General features: G+C 73.3%; 16 protein-coding genes and 1 pseudogene. 5 read left to right on the forward strand and 12 right to left on the reverse strand.

Annotation, left to right across the window (positions count from 1 at the left end; translation table 11 throughout):
* The first annotated feature begins 49 nt into the window (after positions 1-49).
* A complete protein-coding gene (locus UK82_RS13255; RefSeq protein ID WP_044886028.1) occupies positions 50-907 on the forward strand; it encodes a helix-turn-helix transcriptional regulator in 858 nt (285 codons plus the stop codon).
* Positions 908-1,003: 96 nt separating this feature from the next.
* Here the strand turns inward: UK82_RS13255 and UK82_RS37590 are convergent.
* From UK82_RS37590 to UK82_RS13275, 5 genes and pseudogenes are all read right to left on the reverse strand, one after another.
* Positions 1,004-1,531 (reverse strand): VWA domain-containing protein (locus UK82_RS37590; protein WP_236705880.1); only part of this gene is annotated, 528 nt, incomplete at its 5' end.
* 1 nt (position 1,532) lies between these two features.
* A pseudogene (locus UK82_RS42020) lies at positions 1,533-2,263 on the reverse strand (hypothetical protein); the annotation flags it as partial.
* Positions 2,256-4,877, reverse strand: coding sequence for a DUF5682 family protein (locus UK82_RS13265; protein WP_236705881.1), 2,622 nt, complete (start codon positions 4,875-4,877; stop codon positions 2,256-2,258). The pseudogene UK82_RS42020 and the gene UK82_RS13265, both read right to left, overlap by 8 nt.
* Positions 4,877-6,037, reverse strand: coding sequence for an AAA family ATPase (locus tag UK82_RS13270; RefSeq protein ID WP_220386714.1), 1,161 nt, complete (start codon positions 6,035-6,037; stop codon positions 4,877-4,879). Before UK82_RS13270 ends, UK82_RS13265 begins: the two co-directional genes overlap by 1 nt.
* A gap of 2 nt (positions 6,038-6,039) precedes the next feature.
* Positions 6,040-9,276, reverse strand: a complete 3,237-nt coding sequence (locus UK82_RS13275) for an SWIM zinc finger family protein (RefSeq protein ID WP_055407431.1) — start codon at positions 9,274-9,276, stop codon at positions 6,040-6,042.
* Positions 9,277-9,595: 319 nt separating this feature from the next.
* On the opposite strand from UK82_RS13275, the gene UK82_RS13280 reads away from it, so the two are divergent.
* Genes UK82_RS13280 through UK82_RS13290 form a run of 3 tightly spaced genes read left to right on the forward strand, consistent with a single transcriptional unit; the run spans position 9,596 to position 12,511 of the window.
* A complete protein-coding gene (locus UK82_RS13280; RefSeq protein ID WP_236705882.1) occupies positions 9,596-11,020 on the forward strand; it encodes a ferric reductase-like transmembrane domain-containing protein in 1,425 nt (474 codons plus the stop codon).
* A complete protein-coding gene (locus UK82_RS34035; RefSeq protein WP_173667275.1) occupies positions 11,017-11,646 on the forward strand; it encodes an FMN-binding protein in 630 nt (209 codons plus the stop codon). The genes UK82_RS13280 and UK82_RS34035 overlap by 4 nt, the downstream gene beginning before the upstream one ends.
* Before the next feature lie 58 nt (positions 11,647-11,704).
* Positions 11,705-12,511 carry an FAD:protein FMN transferase gene (locus UK82_RS13290; protein ID WP_044885983.1) on the forward strand — a complete coding sequence of 269 codons (807 nt, stop codon included), beginning with the start codon at positions 11,705-11,707 and terminating at the stop codon, positions 12,509-12,511.
* A gap of 246 nt (positions 12,512-12,757) precedes the next feature.
* On the opposite strand, the gene UK82_RS13295 is transcribed toward UK82_RS13290, so the two are convergent.
* The 3 genes from UK82_RS13295 to UK82_RS13305 form a co-directional block, all read right to left on the reverse strand.
* Complete coding sequence (locus UK82_RS13295; RefSeq protein WP_044885984.1) at positions 12,758-13,174, reverse strand: type II toxin-antitoxin system VapC family toxin; 417 nt, start codon at positions 13,172-13,174, stop codon at positions 12,758-12,760.
* Positions 13,174-13,470 carry a type II toxin-antitoxin system Phd/YefM family antitoxin gene (locus UK82_RS13300; protein WP_052681171.1) on the reverse strand — a complete coding sequence of 99 codons (297 nt, stop codon included), beginning with the start codon at positions 13,468-13,470 and terminating at the stop codon, positions 13,174-13,176. Before UK82_RS13300 ends, UK82_RS13295 begins: the two co-directional genes overlap by 1 nt.
* A 65-nt stretch (positions 13,471-13,535) precedes the next feature.
* Positions 13,536-14,018, reverse strand: a complete 483-nt coding sequence (locus tag UK82_RS13305) for a MarR family winged helix-turn-helix transcriptional regulator (protein WP_083507179.1) — start codon at positions 14,016-14,018, stop codon at positions 13,536-13,538.
* Between the two features lie 66 nt (positions 14,019-14,084).
* Between UK82_RS13305 and UK82_RS13310 the strand changes: the two genes are divergently transcribed.
* Positions 14,085-15,173: an epoxide hydrolase family protein gene (locus UK82_RS13310; protein WP_055407435.1), complete on the forward strand. Its 1,089-nt coding sequence runs from the start codon at positions 14,085-14,087 to the stop codon at positions 15,171-15,173.
* Positions 15,174-15,223: 50 nt separating this feature from the next.
* On the opposite strand, the gene UK82_RS13315 is transcribed toward UK82_RS13310, so the two are convergent.
* From UK82_RS13315 to UK82_RS37600, 4 genes are all read right to left on the reverse strand, one after another.
* The gene (locus tag UK82_RS13315; protein WP_044885987.1) at positions 15,224-15,571 is read right to left on the reverse strand and encodes a hypothetical protein; all 348 of its coding nucleotides are present in this window, start codon (positions 15,569-15,571) and stop codon (positions 15,224-15,226) included.
* Entirely contained in the window at positions 15,568-15,927 is a 360-nt protein-coding gene (locus UK82_RS13320; RefSeq protein ID WP_044885988.1) for a hypothetical protein, read from the reverse strand. Before UK82_RS13320 ends, UK82_RS13315 begins: the two co-directional genes overlap by 4 nt.
* Positions 15,924-16,247 carry a PadR family transcriptional regulator gene (locus UK82_RS13325; RefSeq protein ID WP_044885989.1) on the reverse strand — a complete coding sequence of 108 codons (324 nt, stop codon included), beginning with the start codon at positions 16,245-16,247 and terminating at the stop codon, positions 15,924-15,926. The genes UK82_RS13320 and UK82_RS13325 overlap by 4 nt, the downstream gene beginning before the upstream one ends.
* A gap of 378 nt (positions 16,248-16,625) precedes the next feature.
* A complete protein-coding gene (locus UK82_RS37600; protein WP_236705883.1) occupies positions 16,626-16,967 on the reverse strand; it encodes a hypothetical protein in 342 nt (113 codons plus the stop codon).
* Positions 16,968-17,782: the final 815 nt, after the last annotated feature.

Genomic DNA, 17,782 nt, shown 5'->3' on the forward strand with positions numbered 1-17,782 from the left:
GCGCACGGCCGCGTGGAAGCCGGTCGAATGGAACCGCGGAGGGATCGCCGTGCAGCGCCAGGAGCTGGGTGTCTTCCTTCGTCACCGGCGGGAGCTGCTGCGGCCGTCGGATGTCGGGCTGGTCGCCGGCGGTCGGCGACGGGCGCCCGGGCTTCGCCGCGACGAGGTCGCCGTGCTCGCAGACATGTCGACGGACTACTACGAGCGGATCGAGCAGGGCCGCGGGCCGCGGCCGTCACCGTCGATGCTCGGTGCGATCGCGCGGGCGCTGCGCCTCACGCTGGACGAGCGCGACCACATCTACCTGCTGGCCGGCCACGAAGCCCCGCCGCGGCACTGCTCGCTCGGCTACGCCGACGCCGGCCTGATGTGCGTGCTGGACGCACTCGCGCCCACCGTGCCGGCGCTCATCTCGGATGACCTCGCCAACGTCGTGGCGCAGAACCCGCTGAACGTCGCGCTGCTCGGCCCGATCGCCCGCGCGCCGGGCCGGGGACGCAACTTCCTGTGGCGCTGGTTCACCGACGGTGAGCTGCGCGCACGATACCTGGCCGACCAGCACGACACCCTCGGCCGCGAGCACGTCGCCGACCTGCGCGTGACGCTGGGCCGGCGGCACGAGGACGAAGCAGTCCGTTCCCTCGTCGCCGAGCTCTCGGCGGCCAGCGCGGAGTTCCGCGAGGTGTGGGCCCGTCAGGAGGTGGCGGTGCGGCGGACCACCCGTAAGGTGCTGATCCATCCCGAGGTCGGCCGGCTCGAGCTGGAGTGCGACGCGGTGGTCAGCCCGCCATCGGGCCAGCGGCTGGTCCTGTTCCGCCCGCAGCCCGGCTCGGGGGCGGGTGAACGCCTGGAGATGCTCGCCGTCCTTGGCACCCAGACCTTCCTCGAACCCAGCCGTTCGCACTGACCTCCGGCCCCGCCCGCCGGGACGCAACGGCTCGCCGGTGCTCCGGGCCGCAGATGTCGCCCCGCAGCCGACGCGAGTCCCTCAGCGTCCTCGCCGTCAGGCCGGAACGAGGCCGTGCAGCGCCGCCCACCGGCCGACCTCCTCCCGGCGCAGCGCCGTGGCCAGCAGCTCGGGGAATCTGTCCGGGGTGCAGGCGAAGGCCGGCGCGCCGAGCTGCGCGCAGGTTGCCGCGAGTTGGTGGTCGTAGGCGGGGGCGCCGTCGTCGGACAGCGCCAGCAGCACGATGACGGCCACCCCGGAATCGACGAGCCCACGCAGCCGGGCGATCAACGACGACTGGTCGCCGCCCTCGATGAGATCGCTGATCAGGATGAGGACGGTGTCGGTGGGCCGGCGCACGAGACTCGCGCCGTAGCCGACCGCGCGGTCGATGTCGGTGCCGCCGCCGAGCTGGACCCCGAAGAGCACGTCGACGGGGTCGTCGAGGGAGTCGGTCAGGTCCACCACCGACGTGTCGAAGACGACCAGCCGGGTGCGCAGGGACCTGATACTGGCCAACGACGCGCCGAGCACCCCGGCGTAGACGACCGACGAGGCCATCGACCCGCTCTGGTCGATGAGCAGNATGACGTCGCGCAGCGCCGCCACGCGCCGGGCCCGCTGGTAGCCGATCAACCGGTCGACGATGACGGTGCGCTGCTCGGGCTGGTAGTTGCGCAGATTGGCGAGGATCGTCCGGTTCCAGTCGACGTCGGGCAGCCGCGGGGTGCGGGCGCGTTCGCCGCGGTTCAGCGCGCCGGACACCGCCGAGCGCAGCGACTGCGCCAACCGCCGCTCGATGTCCTCGACGACCGTGCGCACCACCATCCGCGCGGTCTCCCGGGTGCGCTCGGGCAGCGCCGAACGCAACGACAGCAGCGTGCCCACCAGGTGCACATCCGGTTCGGCCGCCGCCAGCAGCTCGGGCTCCATCAGCAGCCGAGCGAGCCCCAGCCGTTGGACGGCGTCGTGCTGGAGCACCTGCACCACCGACGACGGGAAGTAGTCGCGGATGTCGCCGAGCCAGCGGGTCACCGTCGGCGCCGATCCGCCGAGCCCCGCCGAGCGCCGCCGCCCACGACCGCCACCGGCCTTGCCGCCGTCGCCGTCGCCGTCGGCGTCGGCGTCGTAGAGCGCGCCCAGGGCGGCGTCGATGTCCATGTCCCGCGTCGACAGCGTCCGCGCCGGGTCGAACGCGGGCGCCGCCGGGGCGCCCAGGACCAGCCGCCACCGCCGCAGCCGTTCCTCCTCCGCCGTCTCGCCGGCGGACCGCGCCGGCCCCGGACCGTCGACGGCTGTGGTCGTGTGGTCAGGCATCGGAGAATTCCTCCTCCGCGCGGGCAGGCGCGGTGTGGGCAGGCCCTGTGGCGTCAGGCCCTGTGCGGTCAGATCGGGTGCGGTCAGATCGGGTGCGGGCCGGTGTGGTGCGGGCCGGTGTGGTGTCGGCCGGCGTGAGGCCGGCGGCAGGTGCCGTGCCGGCAGGACCGAGCAAGGCGGTGAGGGCGGGCAACACGGCCGCGACCCGGTCGAGGTCCCAGGCCGGGCCGTCACCGGCAGGGACCGCGCCGGCCGGCGGGATGGCCCGGGCCGGGTTCCCCGCCCGACTGCCTCCCGGGCGCGCGGCGTCCGCCTGGTCTGTCGCGGCGCCGCCCGGCGGGCCGGCGGTCGGCCGGGGCAGACCGGAGCGGACCCGTTCGCCGATCAGGCGACGGTCCGGACCGGTGAAGTCGGCGAACGTGCGGCGCAGGGGCGCCAGCACGACCGTGAAGGCGTCCCCGTCGAGGTCGGCCAACCAGGTGTCGACGAGCGACAGCATCGCGGGGTCGCGGGCCAGCACCGCGCCGGACCGGCCGAGGAAGCCCGCGAGCCAGCGCGCGGCGTCTGCGGGGGCGCCGCCGGCCGTGGACAGCGCCCGCGCCAGCCTGGTCGCCACCTCCGCGGCCGCAAGTCCGCCGGCGTCGGACAGGATGCGGGTACACCGCCCGGCGACCAGTGGGTTACCGCCGGCCGTGGCGGCGGCGACGCCCACCGCCGTGTGCCACCGGGCGATGTGTTCGGGGTCGGCGACGAGCCCGAAGGCGGTGTCCGCGGTGTCGATGGCGGCGACCATGGCGTCCGCGGCGTCGTCGTCGAGGCTTGCGCAGGCCGGCGGCAACCCCGCGCAGATGCGGATCATCAGGCTCGTCGTCAGCCCGACGACCAGGCCGGTGTCGGTGCCGCGCACGTCGCCGTAACGGTGGACCCGTGCCAGCGGCGCCAGCGCCAGCATCAGGTGGGCGACGTCGCCGGTCGTGGCCGCGCGCTGTTCCAGCCCCGCGCGCACCGCCTCGAGCGCGGCGGGCAGGTCCGCGAGGACCACCTGCTCGAACAGCCGGGTGATGGCGGCGAGGTCGGGCGCGTCCCGGGTGCGTCCGGCGACGACGTCGCCCGCGGCGTCCTCGACGGTCGCGCCGTGCCTGGCGGCCGCGACGAGCGCCAGCGCGAACGTCGGCTTCCAGCAGAGTGTCCAACCCTCGGCGAACGTGCCGGTGCTGCTGGTCGCGGTGGGGGTACCCCAGTCGACGTCGAGCAGGCGCAGCCGGTGCAGCAGGGCGCTGCGCTCCCGGTCGAGCTCGCGGCGCAGGTCCAGGCGCAGCGGCTTCTCCACCGTGGTGGGCGCGAGCCGCAGTCTTTTCTGCGCGCGGGCGACGTCGGCGGCCAGCGGCACGGTGGGCACGTCGGGGCCGACGGCGCCGACGATGTCACCGACGACGAGCTGTTCGCGGACGACGGCCAGCGGCACCGGGTCACCGGCGCAGAGTCCGGCCAGCACCGCGTCGGTCAGCTCGGTAAGCCCTGGGACGGCTCGCTCGCGCACCGCGGCGAGGGCCTCGGCCAGCCGCACGGTCTCCACCACCGAGGCCGTCGAGGCGGGCAGGTCGGCGGCGCGCAGGAGCGCCGCGACGCGGGCGACCCACCGGGCGCCGACCTGATCGGGCGCGGTCCACAGGTGGTGGTACCAGCCCGGTGACGTGACGCCGGCGCCGTAGCCGGCCTCGGCGCTCAGCAGCGCGTGCGTCCACGGCACCCACGTCGTGGCGGTGCGCACCGGCCGGACGCCGCGCAGCAGCTCACGGTCTGCCGCGACGGTGATCCGGCCCGTCCGGCCGGTCAGCGCCGGGACGTGCCACGCACCGCAGAGCACGGCGACCCGCGCGGCGGCGTCGGCGCCGGTGCTGGCCGCGCGGATCTCCAGGCGCATGTGCGCCTCCCGTAGTTCCTCGCGTCGAGCGTGCGCCCCCCGAGGCGCATCCGAACCGGACTGGTGTTCGGGATCGCGCAGCGCCGCCATGGACTCGGCCACGGCGGCGAACAGCTCCAGCGCCGGGGAACGGCCGCCCGCGCCGGCCGCCGACGTGCTCGCCGGTCGGCGGTGCTCGACGAGGTCCTCCCAGAACCGTTCCGGGTCGTCGTGGCCGGCGGCGAACGCCAACCAGCCGAGCGGGTCGGCCGCCAGCTCCGGGACCGCCGCGTCGCCTGCTTCCGCCGCGTCGCCTGCTTCCGCCGCGTCGACTGATCCCGCCGCGTCGCCTGCTTCCGCCGCGTCATCGCAAGGGCCGGTCTCGGCGTCGCGCCGGCGCAGCGCCAGGTCGTGACCGAAGGGCAGGTCGATGAACCGGGTGGGCACGCCCGCCGCACGGCCGTGCAGCAGGGCCTGCCACTCGGGGGAGAACTCGGCGAAGGGCCAGAAGGCGGCGTCCCGCGGCTCGTCGACGGCGTAGGCGGTCAGCGCCACGGGTGGGGTGAGTGCGCCGACGTGGATGAGCGCGCTGTCCCCCTCGGGCGGTCCCTCGACGAGGATGAGGTCCGGATCGAGCTCGGCGAGCGCTGCTCGCACCGCCCGCGCCGAACCGGGGCCGTGGTGGCGTACTCCCAGAACGGTGACGGGCATCAGGCGCCGCCGAAGACGCTCGTGTCGTCGTCCAGGTCACGGCAGGCCCGGTACAGGTCCGACCAGCCCTTCCGGTCCCGGACCACACCTTCGAGGTACTCGCGCCAGGCCACGGGGTCCGCCGAGGGATCCTTGATCACCGCGCCGATGAGCCCGGCGGCGACGTCCTCGGCCCGCAGCCGGCCGTCGCCGAAGTGGGTGGCCAGCGTCATTCCCCCGGTGATCACGCTGATCGCCTCGGCGGTGGACAGGGTGGCGGTCGGGATCTTCAGCGTGGTGCGCCCGTCGCTGGTGACGCCGGCGCGCAGCTCCCGGAAGATCTTCACGACGCGGCGCACCTCGCTCGCGGCCGGCGGTTCGTCCGGCAGCGCCAGCGCTCGGCCGAGGTCGGCGACCCGCTTGGTGACGATCTCCACCTCGGCGTCCTCGCTGGCGGGCAGCGGCAGCACGACGGTGTTGAACCGGCGGCGCAGCGCCGAGGACATCTCGTTGACGCCGCGGTCACGGTCGTTGGCGGTGGCGATCACGGCGAACCCGGCGACGGCCTGCACCTCGCTGGCCAGCTCGGGAACGGGCAGGGTCTTCTCCGACAGCACGGTGATGAGTGCGTCCTGTACCTCGGCGCCCATCCGGGTGAGCTCCTCGACCCGGGCGATCGATCCGCGGGTCATCGCACGCATCACCGGTGAGGGCACCAGCGCGTCGGGGGAGGGCCCCTCGGCGATCAGGCGGGCGTAGTTCCAGCCATAGCGGACGGCGTCCTCGGAGGTGCCGGCGGTGCCCTGCACGACGAGGGTCGAATCGCCGCTGACCGCCGCGGCGAGGTGTTCGGACAGCCAGGTCTTGGCGGTGCCGGGGCTGCCGAGCAGCAGCAGCGCCCGGTCGGTGGCGAGGGTGGCGACCGCGACCTCGACGAGGCGCCGGGAGCCGATGTACTTCGGGGAAATGACCGTCCCGTCGTCGAGCACGCCGCCGAGTAGGTAGGTGACGACCGCCCACGGCGACAGCCGCCAGGACGGCGGGCGCGTCCTGGTGTCGGCAGCGGCGAGCGCGGCGAGTTCGCCGGCGTACGCCTGCTCTGCGTGTGGACGCAGCAGCGGCGCGCCGCCCGCCGGGGGAACGGTGTCGGGCGCGGCGGGGCTGGTGGACGGGGGCGCCAGGGTCACGAGGGGCCTTCCTGGGGGAGAGGGACCGGGCCGGCCGGCCCGGTGCCGGCGGGGGGTGGGTTGGTCAGCGCGGCGCGCAGCCGCCGTCGGGCGCCGAGGATCGTGCTCAGCCGGGTGCGTCCGTCGAGATCCAGGTACTTCGGCCGATCCGGGTCGGGATCGCCGAGATCGGTGTCGGGATGCAGCGCCCAGGCCATGGGTCCGATGAGCTCACGCAGGCGGTAGTCGTCGGAGTAGCCCCTGGCGGACAGGGCGGTGAGCGCGGTCCACACCGCCCGGGAGAACGGCTCGGACCACGGGCCGGGCACCGCGGTCAACAGCGTCGTGATCCGCTCGACCGGCGTGTCCCGCCACCGCCCGTCCCGGTCTCGGGCGGCTGACCCGTCTGGGTGGTAGGAGTCGAGCCTCAGCTCGCGCAGCGTGTGCGTGAGGGCCTGCGTGCGGGCGGGCTCGGCCAGGCACGCGATGAGCTGCCCCTGACCCACCCGCCCGACGCGGGGGAGGAACGCCGCGACCCAGCCGGGATCGCCATGGCGCAGGACGGCGGGAAGCAGCCCGTCGCTCAGCAGCTCGCTCACTGGACGGGTCGTGCCCGGCAGGTCGGCCACGGCGTCGAGGAACTCCTCGGGGGTCAGCCCGGTGCGGCGCGTCCACACGGTCGGATCGACGCGGGCGAGTTCGGCCACGAACATGATCTCGCCGGCCGTCGCCGTGCTGAGGTGCGAGTGGGCCGGAACCGTGTCGCTGATGCCGTCGCGCCGCATCTCGTCGGTGCACTCTGCGGGCAGGACGATCTCAAGATGGTGGCGCCGGCTCAGGCCGTCGCGCCGTGCTGTGATCATTCCTTCGGTGCGCGCCTCGGCGCGTGCCTGCAAGCCGGCGCCGGGCAGCAGCAGAGCGATCTCGATCGCAGCCTGCCGGACGTCGGGGCGCCGGTCGTCCAGGGCGTGTTCGAGCAGGTCGACGTCCCAGGGACCGAGACCGACGCGCAGTGCCTCGCAGAAGGCGAGGCGTTGCGCGGCGCTGGCCGCGTCGAAGGCGGCGAAGGCGGGACCGTCCGCCGAGCCGCGCAACAGTGTGATTGCGGCGGCCGGGTCGCGTTGCCGCAGTTCCTGCAGCAGCGTGCGCCGTTCCAGGGCGCTCGCGGTCGGCCAGTCGGCCAGATCCGTGCCCGCTACCCACCGGCCGTCCGGGTGCAGGCCGGCCAGCCACCGCCCGCGCTCGCCGAGGACCTCGACGATCGGAGCCCGCACCTCGACATTCCGTCGGCCCAGCGAGAGCAGCTCCGCAATGAGCAGCTCCGGGACGCGCCATCCCGCTTCGGCCACCAGCTCCAGGTACTCGCGAGTCCCTTCCGGCTCGGAGCCGGCCAGCGCGCCCTCGACGATGCGCGCCGCCGGCGGCACCAGCGCCGCCGCCCGCTCGGGCGAGGCGGGGCTGGGGGCCGGCAACGCGCCGGCGTCGGCGGCGAGCAGGCCGGCGCGCCGCGCGCAGGCCGCGAGGGCCGCGGCGCGCAGCAGGGCAACGGCGCGCGAGGGCCCGTCCTCGGCGCCGCCGCCGCCCGCCGAGGCCCCGCCGTTCGCCCTGCCGGCCAGGATGTCGTCAAGATGCGGGACGGCAGGCACGGTGGCCCGCGTCGCCCCGACGACGGCCGCGTCGACCAGGCCGGACCATCCTGGCGTCGGTCGCGGGCAGGCGGCCGGCTGGGGGGGCTCGCTGTGAGGAACCGGCGGGCTGATCGGTGCGGGAAGCTCCGTGCCGGGCTGCGGCCGGGACGGAGCTGCCGCCAACGGCACCACATCGAACCCATCCCACTCCACGACCAGGTCGAGGGGGTGGCCGCCGCCGACGGCCAGCAGGTGCCAGCCCCACACGGCGGCCGTGTCGGCCGCCAGCGGCAGGGCCTGCCCGAGCCGGTCCCGCAGCAGCCAACCCGCACCGTCACCCGAGGAAGGGCCGTCCCGCCGACCTTTCCTCGCCGCGCCCGCTGGAGCCTCGCGCGCAGCGCCGATGGCGGGTGGCAGCACGGTGATCTGCCGGACGACGAACCCGACGGGATCAGCCCACGGATCCGCGGTCAGGGCCGGGGTGAGCGCAGCCAGCGCCTCCTGCCAGCTCCCCGCCGCGTCGCCGGAACCGGCGGCGGCCAACTCGGTGAGGGGCACCGGGCCGGCGCGCGTGGCGGCGAGCGCCAGTCTGGTCGGGTGACGCCCGGGGTACGGAGCGACGTCGGCGTCGATGCGGGTGAGGACGGGGAGACTCGGCGGTGGCGGCTGCTTGCCGGTGCCGTAGGTGACGAGCAGCGCGAGCCGCTCGGACCCGGGCACTCGCAGCCACTGCCGGCGCCCCTTCAGCTTTCCGGTGGCGAACAGGCGCTCGCCCAGGACGTCGATCGGCCCGGTGAGCCGCTCACCGCCGAGCACGTCCGCCGTGCTCCGGGGGAAACCGATCCGGTCGCGCACCACCTCGACGAGCGCCGGTGAGATCTCAGCCCGCCTCGACCAGCCCTGGCAGAGCAGGTACAGCCGGCCGAGCCGGTCGGTGAGCCGAGCGGGCCAGTCGGGACCGCCCACCGCGGCGATGCGCGCCATGTCGCGGACGACCTCGGCCAGCCCTGGCGCCTGCGCGTCGACCATCCGCGCCGCGGTCGCCTCCCACCAGGAGGCCGGCTGGACCTGGGCGGCGCCGAGCCCGCCGTGGGCGAGATCGACCAGCCAGCGGCTCAGCTCCGCGACTCCGGCGTCGACCCGGGCGTCGCGGCGGGCCTGCGCGCGCGCCGACGAGGCGGCTCGAGACACCCCCGCCTTCCCTGCGCCTCCAGCCTCGCCTGTTCCCGCAACCTGTTCTGGGGCCGCGTCAGGGGAGGCCGCTCGCGCGGCGCGGGCCGCCCGCCGCGCGAGCCATTGCGCCACCCAGTCCGGCGGGTCGTCACCGGTCGTGAGCGCAGCCGGCGTGTCGCAGGCGAGGAACAGCAGGCCGAGAGCGTGTTTGCAGGGGAACTTGCGACTCGGGCAGGTGCAGGAGGAGGCGAACTCGGCCCCGGCCAGCACCACCACCCGGTACGGCGTGGCCCCACTTCCGCGGCACGCCCCCCACAGCGTCTCGCCGGTCATGCCCAGGTCCGACCAGCTTCCTGGGGTGCCGAGCCGTTCACCCGACCGGCCGGAAGCATGATCGGGTGCCAGCGCGTGGATGGTTCCGCGGGTCAGGGCCGAGACGGCTGTCAGCGACATGCCATGGAGTGTGGCCCCAGCCTCCGACAGTTTCCTTTGGCACGGACTCGCGGACGAGGGGCCTCGATCGGCCCGGGGCGCTGGCCGGCGGCGGTGACCTGCATCCTTCGGGGACTACGGCACATGGTTCAACCGGAGGCGGGTTCGAATTCTCACACTGCACCCGAGCCACTCCACCTGGTGGGACGTCACCTGGTGGGACGTCGAGGGGCGGCGGGTGGGGACCGCAGAGGATTCTCCAGTTGGTCCACAGGTGTTTTTCAGGTTCAACATCGACCGAGGTCAGCCACTTTTCAGCCTTTTCGCCCAACGTTGCCACATGACGTGGATGCCTCCTCCGGCGCCCGAGCCGCGCGCTCGCCTCGGGCTGAAACCCAGGCGGCCGCGCGTCACGGCGTGGTCGCGCGATCTGCTGTCCGAGGATCGGCTCCCCGAGCTGGCGGTGCGCCTCGGGCTCACCGCGGTCGGCGTCGCCGTCATCGCCCTGTGGTGGGTGGACACGCCTTCGTCCCGGGTGCAGACGGCGGCGGCCACAATGACCGCGCTCGGCCGGGTGGCCGGCCTGCTGGCCGCCTATCTCGTGCTGGTGGAGCTGATGTTGATGGCCAGGGTGCCGGCGCTCGAGCGGGCGATCGGCTTCGACCGGCTCGCGTCCTGGCATCGAGGTCTGGGCACGAACATCGTGCTCCTCATCGGTGGGCACGTCCTGCTGACGGTGTGGGGCTACGGGCTGAGCGCGCACGAGCAGCCGCTGTCCGAACTCGTCACGGTGATCACGCGGTACCCGGACGAGTGGGAGGCGACCATCGGCGCACTGCTGTTCGTCGCCGTGGGGATCAGCAGCGCCCGGTCGTTGCGCGCCCGGATCTCGTATGAGGCGTGGTACGCGGTCCACCTGACGGTCTACGCGGCAGTCGCGCTCACCTTCTTCCATCAGATCGCCAGCGGCGAGGACTTCGTCGGCCATCCCCGGAACAGGCTGCTGTGGACGGCCCTCTACCTGGCCGTGGCGGCCTGCCTCGTGGTCTGGCGGATCGTCCTGCCGGTGCGGGCCGTCCTGCGACACCGGATGACCGTCGACCGGGTGGTGGTGGAGGCAGCCGGGGTCGTGTCCGTCTGGATTCGGGGGCGGCGGCTGGACCAACTCGGCGCCCTTCCCGGGCAGTTCCTGCTGTGGCGGTTCCTCGCCCGCGGGCAGTGGGCGTCCGCCCACGCCTACTCGTTGTCGATGCCCCCGCATCCGGACCTGCTGCGGATCACCGTGAAGGATCTCGGCGACCAGTCCAGGGACCTCGCCCGGCTCCGGCCCGGAACCCGCGTGCTCGCGGAAGGGCCGTTCGGGCACTTCACCGCCGCCCACGCCCACGCCCGCAAGGCGCTGCTGATCGGCGGCGGCAGCGGCATCGGGCCCGTCCGGGCGGTGGCCGAGGACCTCGTCAACCGGGGCCGGGACGTCATCGTCCTGCAGCGGGCGAGCCGGCCGGACGATCTGCCGCTCGGCGGCGAGCTGTCGCTTCTCGCCGCGCACGGGCGCCTCGTGTTCCACCAGGTCGTCGGCAGCCGGCGGGAACTCGGCTACGACCCGCTCGCAGCCGGCGTCATCGCCGTCTCCGTACCGGACGTCGCGCAGCGTGACGTCTTTGTCTGTGGACCCCCCGGGATGACGGCGGTTGTCGCACGCGGGTTGCGTGATCTCGGCGTCCCGACGGGTCAGATCCACACGGAGGAGTACAGCCTGCGATGAACGACATCGGCAGTCGCCGCTACCGGGGTCCACTCGGCTTCGCCGCCCTGGCGAGCGCGGTCGTCCTCGTCGTCGGCGTCAAGACGATTTCCGGCGACGGGTCCGCACCGAGCTCCGCGCTGGCGTCCGCGCCGCCGGGCCGGGCCACGGCAGCCGACGCGGCCCCCTCGACCTCACCCGATGCCGCCCCGTCCGCCGCGTCCGACCCATCCGCCGCGCCCGACCCATCCGTCTCGTCCAGCTCCGGTGGTGTGTCTGGTTCCGGTGGTGCATCCGGTTCCGGGGGGTCGTCCGGCTCCGACGGTTCGACAAGCCCATCGCCTGCGGCCGGCTCCGGCGGCTCCAGCGCCCGACAGACCGTGCGAGGGGATGCGATCGACACCAGGTTCGGGCCGGTACAGGTCGACGTCGTCCTGGCCGGCAGCACGATCGTCGACGTGGTGCCGGTGGTGGTGCCGGATCAGGATCCACGTGACCGCCAGATCAACGAGTACGCCGTGCCGCTCCTGCGGCAGGAGGTCCTCGATGCGCAGAGCGCGAAGATCGATTCTGTCTCCGGCGCGTCGTTCACCAGCTACGGGTATGCGTGGTCCGTCCAGTCGGTACTGGACAAGCTCGGTGCCTAGCCCGACGAGCGCGCCGAGGCCAGCCGGCCGGACCGGCCGGGTTCACCCCGAGCCGGTGATGGGCACGGTCGTCAGCATCGACGTGCGAACCCCGTTGCCGCCGTCGGCTCTCGACGCGGCGATCGAGACGGCCGTCGCCGTCCTGCATCAGGCGGACGAGGACTTCAGTACGTTCCGGCGGGAGTCCTGGGTGTCGCGGCTGCGGCGGGGCGAGGTCGACCTCGTCGACTGCCCGCAGCACGTGCGCGAGGTGTATCGGCTGGCCGGGCGCTGCCGGGACGCCACCGGCGGCTGGTTCGACCCGGCCTGGCGGCAGGACGGCACTCTCGACCCCACCGGGCTGGTGAAAGGCTGGGCCGCCGATGCGGCCTCCGCCGCTCTGCTCGAGGCCGGCGCCCCGGACCACTGCGTCAACGCGGCCGGCGACCTGCGGATCCGCGGCGCGGCCGGATCGTCAGCCGAGGGATCGTCAGCCGAGGGATCGGGGTCCGGTAAGCCCTGGCGGATCGGCATCGTCGACCCGTTCGATCGGGGCGGGCTGGTCGCAATCGTCGAAGGCACCGATCTCGCCGTGGCCACGTCCGGTATCGCGGAGCGCGGCAGCCACGTCGTCGACCCGTCGACCGGCGCACCCGCGAGCGGTCTGGCCTCCGCGACGGTCGTCGGGCCCGACCTGACCTTGGCGGACGCCTACGCGACCGCGGCGCTCGCCGCCGGGTCGGAGGCGGGCGGCCTGCTCGCCGAGCTCACTCGGGCGGGTTGGGCGTGGCTTACCGTCACGACAACCGGCCGGATCCGCGCCTGCAAGGCCTTTCCCGGCCAACTGGCCGCCCTGAGACAGGAGCCGGGAACGCCGGCACTGTAGCGGGTGGATTCCCTCGGGACGGGCGTGCCCCGCTCGGTCCCGAGGCGTCCGATGTACGGCCTGGCCGCGGCCGACCCGGGCGGCGCGTCCGGGACACCTGGATGCGCTGGCCGAACAAGCGCTGAAGGGAGCGCTGCCTGCCACGATCAGTAGGCAGTACCGGCTTGCGGACGGTACCCAGGCATGTGTCGATCTCCTGCGCGAGCACACCCGCGGAAAGGTGGTCGTCCTCTGCGGCGACGGGATCTAAGTCCCCGAGCCGGGCGACGCCAGCGTCAGGCCGGACGCGCTCACGGCTTCGATGAACAGCTTGTCGTAGCTGAGCACGACGTCCAGGGAGTCTCTGAGCTCGAGTGCTGTCGCCAGGTGGATCGCGTCGAGGGTCCGCAACCGGGCTGGAGGTATGCGGGCCGCGTCGGCGAGCAGCGGTGGCGTGATCTGCATGAGATCCACATCGCTGGAAAGGAAGGACTCCGCCAGGTCGAGCATGGCTGGGTTCACCAGTCTGAGGAGCCGGGTCAGTTCGACTGCCAGCAGGGCCGAGGAGACGAGGCGCAGTGGCGGCTCCTGCTCGACGAGCCACTGACGAAGGTCACCTGACTCCTTCTCGGCGATGAACATCTTCGCCAGGGCGGAGGTGTCGAGATAGATCCGCGTCGGCATCAACCTTCGCCGCGCAGGTCGGCGAGCCATTCGTCGGTGGAACGACCGGTCGGATTGGCCGCCGGCTCCGGTAGATGCGCAAGGTTGAAAGGACCGGTGGCCTGGCGGATCAGGCCGGCGGCGACAAGCTGCTCGTAGCGGTCGTCCTCCGCCGGAACGATCCTCGCGACGATTCTGCCTCGGTCGGTCACCTCGACCGTCGCACCCGCGCGGACCAGCGCGAGGACCCTGGCGGTCCGCTGGGAGAGCTCGCGCATCCCCACCCGAGGCTGACCGTCGTCTGCCGACGCTGTCATGCGCTCCACGTTACTACATGAGCAGCGTTGTATCTCTGCGATCTCATGTCTGCCCGCCAGCCGTGTCAGCGTGCCGAGTGATGATCGTCTATGCGTTGCAGGAGACGGATCAGTTCCGCACGTTCGGTCGGGGTCAGCGGGGCGAGCAGTTCGTCCTGGGTCTGGTCGACGAGCCGGTCCAGGGTGCGCAGCCGGGAGCGTCCGGCCGGGGTCAGCGTGACGATGTTGCGGCGCTGGTCGGTGGGGTCGGGGGCGCGTTCCACGTACGCGGCCTCGGTCAGGCCGCCCAGCACGGCCACCATGTCGCTGCGGTGGATGCCGGTGCGCTCGCTGAGTGCGGACTGACTCGCCGGACCGCCGTCGCGGAGCGTGACAAGCGTCGCGTACTGCCACCGCGTCGCCCCCGCCGCGGTGAGGCGGGCGTGCGAGATCCGGTCCGCGTGCACCGCGCCGCGGCCGAGGAGCCGGGTAGCCAGCGACCGTAGGCGCGCGGGGACGGCAGAGGGGTCGGTCGGCCCGTGGCGGCCGCGTTCCGGCATGGACCGCATCGTAGCGCCTTGCGTTTGTCGCACCAACGATTTACGTTAGTGTTCCGAACGTTAGGAGGACTAACGATGAGGATCGAACCCTTCCGCGTCGACGTGCCGCAGGCCGACCTCGACGACCTGCACGCACGCCTCGACCGCACCCGCTGGCCCGACGAGTTGCCCGGCGCCGGAGACGAGTTCGGCGTGCCGCTGGCCAGGGTCAGGGAGCTGGCCGACCACTGGCGCCGCCATTACGACTGGCGGGCGGCGGAGGCCGAGCTGAACAGCCATCCGCAGTTCATCACCGAGATCGACGGCCAGCGGATCCACTTCCTCCACGTGCGCTGCCCGCGGCCGGACGCGCTCCCGCTGGTGCTGACCCACGGCTGGCCGGGATCGGTGGTGGAGTTTCTTGACGTGATCGGGCCGCTCTCGGCCGAGTTCCACCTGGTCGTCCCGTCGATCCCGGGCTGGGGCTTCTCCGGCCCGACGCGCGAGCGCGGCTGGGATGTCGACCGCGTGGCGCGTGCCTGGGCGGAGCTGATGCGCGGCCTGGGCTACCGGCGGTACGGCGCCCATGGTGGTGACTGGGGGACATCGGTGTCCCGGGCGCTGTCGCAGCACGACGCCGAACACGTCGTCGGGATCCACCTCAACTATCTCCCGACCCCACCGTTGCCCGGCGACCCGGACCGCGCCCGGCTGGCCCAGGGAGACCAGGAGCGGCTCGCCCAGACCGAGGCCTACCTGCGCGACCAGCCGGCGGTTCGGAAGATCAACGGCACCCGGCCGCAGACCCCGGCGTACGCCCTCAACGACTCGCCGGTCGGGCTGCTCGCCTGGCTGCTCGACCCGATGACGATGTGGGCGGCCCCGGACTTCTCGATCAGCCCCGACCGGGTGCTCACGAACGTGACGCTCTTCTGGCTGACTGGCACCGCCGGCTCGGCACCGCGCCTGCACCGGGAGACCGGCGGGCCGCCATCGTGGCGGACCGTCCAACCGGTGGGCGTCCTCGTCCTGCCCGAGGACATCACCCGCCCGATCCGTCCGTACGCCGAGCGGCGGATGCCGATCGCCCGGTGGACGGAGGCCGACCGTGGCGGGCACTTCCCGGGGCTTGAGGTACCCGAGCTGCTCGCCGCCGACATCCGTGCCTTTTTCCAGAGCCTGTGAGGCCGACAGCCCCGGCGTGCGATTGCCCGTCTGACGACGCGAGGGCTGCCTCATGCTCGCTGGTCGGGTCTCCGCTTCAACCAGCGGAACAGCGACAGGCCCGTCAGGAACAGGACGAGGACGGCGGGACCGACGTGCACGGTGATGAACCCAATGTAGTGAGGGCCGCCCCAGGCTCGTCGGTAGGTCTCGGGACGGCCGGGGTGCTCGGTGGCGAGGATGTATCCGGCCCGTGCGACGAGGAAGGCACCGGCCGCCAGGAGGAGAAGGCGAGCCGCCGCGCGCCGTAGTCGGGCGCCCCAGCCACCGGCCGGCGGTGGCGCGGGCCGGCGTGCCACGATCAGGCCCAGCGTGATCAGGCCCGCCGCGACCAGCGCCGCTACGAGCAGGCCCGTCACGCCGGTTCGTGATCGCGGCGCCGGAGACGCCGCCTGGTCGCGGAGCCGGTCACCAGCGCTGTCGGTGCCAGAACCGCCACCAGCGCCAACGCCCGGAGCGGGGTGGTCGGAGCCCAGAGGATGTTGTCGGTCAGCCCTGCCCGCGAAGCCATGGCTTCGACGGCGGCCGTCGCGAGTACCGATCCCGCGATCTGGGCGACGCGTGGCCTGGCCCGGAGGCGGAGCCCGACGGCGTGGCGCAGGACGTCGACGATGGCGGCCAAGGTAAGTGGAGTCTCCTGGAGGAGCGCGGCGAACTCGTCGCCGTAGCGCGCCCGCCACGGCTTGGGATACAGGGCGAGAAGGAGACGCCTCATGCCTGGGCCAGCCGTGACTGCCCGGTCTGGATGACCCGGGACCAGGTCGCCAACTGGGCGGCCAGTGCTGCTCTCCCCGCCGCCGTGATCTCGTAGGGGCGGCGGCGATCGTCGCTGGGCAGTGCGGCGATCAGGCCGCGCTCCACCAGCTTGGTCAGTGAGCCGTACAGGGTGCCGGGACCGAGCCGGACCCCGGTCTGCTCCAACACATCCGCGGTGATCGCGTAACCGTGTTTGGCGCCGTCGCTCAGTGACAGCAGGACCAGAACTCCCGGCTCGCCGAAGCGTGCCAAGCCCTCATCTCGTTGGAATCTCGCCATGCGATGCATCGTATGGCGTAGTAGTGGGGGGCGGCAAAGCGCGAAGCGGCCCTGAACTCTCGGACTCGCGGCGACCGCGATGTCACTGCTCGGACGCCGGCGATCGCGAGACGAGGGGCGACGACGCCCACCGTGCGGTGGCCCGACCGGCGATGCAACGGTTGCGCTGGTCTCCCCGTCGGGGACGGACCCGTGCCCGCGCTCCAGGCCACGCTGGCACCCCGGATGGGCTCCCATTCGGGGCGTGGCCGAGGCGGCGGGAGTGGACCACTGACCGTCACCGGCCACGCGGAACCCGTCAAGGTAGTGAAGCGGACTGGTCAGGGTTCGGAGTTGCCCAACACGTCAACTCGCGGCCTGACCCACGTGGCCTGGCGGTCAGATCCGGTCGGCCACCGTGCGCGCCAGGCCCTCGAGTGGCCCGCGGTTTTCCGCCGGGTCATTGCTACGCACCAGGTCGATGGATACCCAGAAGTCGGCCTTCTTGACGAAGACCGCGTAGTCCTCGATATAAGCCTCGTCGCCGATGCCCGACAACGGTCGGAGCTCGTGGCCGATGCCGCGCTCGGCGGTGAGATAGTCCTTTGCCGTTTCCCCGACGAAGACTTCCACCTGGGTAGTCGGACCGCTGGGTGGCGCTGAATAGGTGCACTTCTCCGCTACCGACACGGGGCTGTTGAGCGACGTGCCGGCAAGGTGCTCGGCCTCCTGTCTGGACACGATCGCGCAGGGGTTCACTGCCGCGCTGGCCGCCGGCGTCGCTGGTGTCCCACTCTTCGATGCCCCGGTGGCCGCCGCGCCCTGGTGTCCGGCTGCGGGCGAAGGCGCAGTGTCCCCACTCGAGGGCGCAGCAGCCCCATTCGAGGGGCCGCATCCGGACAAGCCGAGCGCCACGAGGACCGCGAGCGCTGGCAGTGTTCCGCGGGCGGCGACGTGAATCCGATTCATCACAGGACGAGCCATCCGAATCCCCCACTTGTCGGCGCCCGCCGACGCACCCCCACGCCGGACAGACACGGTGAACTTACTCCTGGCCTGTCCGTGGCGAGGACGACCAGCACAGGCCCGGTAGCCGGGCCAGGGTGGCCCGGCTGTGGGAGCGCGGTCCGGCCCCGCACGAACCTCCTCCCGCGTCGGCGTCAGGTCGAGGATCGGCCGGTGACCCAGCGGACCGGGCGGCTCGGGTCGGGGTCGTAGCGGCAGGTGGTGCCGGTGCGCACGGTGTCGCGCAGCAGCCTGGCGACCGCGGGGTCGATCCGGTCGATCCGGTCGACGGCCGCGACGATGGCCTTGCGAACGGCGACGCGGGCGCGTTCCCGGGTGGAGCCGGCACGGCGGCGGCGTCCGCCGAGCCCGGTCGCGGCGGCCAGTTCGTCGAGCAGGGCCTGCCGTTCGAGGCGCGCCCGCTCCAGCCGTACGGGGTCGGCCCAGGCATCCGCCTCGGCCAGGTCGGCGTCGATCTCGGACAACCGGCGCCGGTACGCCGCGAGAGCCTGGGCGTCGAGAAGCTCGCCGGCGTCCGAATCCCCGACGCC

The sequence above is a fragment of the Frankia sp. ACN1ag genome (assembly GCF_001414035.1).
Lineage (GTDB): Bacteria > Actinomycetota > Actinomycetes > Frankiales > Frankiaceae > Frankia > Frankia torreyi.

What these genes read in the sequence shown, in the direction of transcription:
- UK82_RS13265 (WP_236705881.1), bottom strand. Translation starts at nt 4,877, where the DNA reads ATGCCCGTCACCGTTCTGGGAGTACGCCACCACGGCCCCGGTTCGGCG.
- UK82_RS13275 (WP_055407431.1), bottom strand. Translation starts at nt 9,276, where the DNA reads ATGTCGCTGACAGCCGTCTCGGCCCTGACCCGCGGAACCATCCACGCG.
- UK82_RS13280 (WP_236705882.1), top strand. Translation starts at nt 9,596, where the DNA reads ATGACGTGGATGCCTCCTCCGGCGCCCGAGCCGCGCGCTCGCCTCGGG.
- UK82_RS34035 (WP_173667275.1), top strand. Translation starts at nt 11,017, where the DNA reads ATGAACGACATCGGCAGTCGCCGCTACCGGGGTCCACTCGGCTTCGCC.
- UK82_RS13290 (WP_044885983.1), top strand. Translation starts at nt 11,705, where the DNA reads ATGGGCACGGTCGTCAGCATCGACGTGCGAACCCCGTTGCCGCCGTCG.
- UK82_RS13295 (WP_044885984.1), bottom strand. Translation starts at nt 13,174, where the DNA reads ATGCCGACGCGGATCTATCTCGACACCTCCGCCCTGGCGAAGATGTTC.
- UK82_RS13300 (WP_052681171.1), bottom strand. Translation starts at nt 13,470, where the DNA reads ATGACAGCGTCGGCAGACGACGGTCAGCCTCGGGTGGGGATGCGCGAG.
- UK82_RS13305 (WP_083507179.1), bottom strand. Translation starts at nt 14,018, where the DNA reads ATGCGGTCCATGCCGGAACGCGGCCGCCACGGGCCGACCGACCCCTCT.
- UK82_RS13310 (WP_055407435.1), top strand. Translation starts at nt 14,085, where the DNA reads ATGAGGATCGAACCCTTCCGCGTCGACGTGCCGCAGGCCGACCTCGAC.
- UK82_RS13320 (WP_044885988.1), bottom strand. Translation starts at nt 15,927, where the DNA reads ATGAGGCGTCTCCTTCTCGCCCTGTATCCCAAGCCGTGGCGGGCGCGC.
- UK82_RS13325 (WP_044885989.1), bottom strand. Translation starts at nt 16,247, where the DNA reads ATGGCGAGATTCCAACGAGATGAGGGCTTGGCACGCTTCGGCGAGCCG.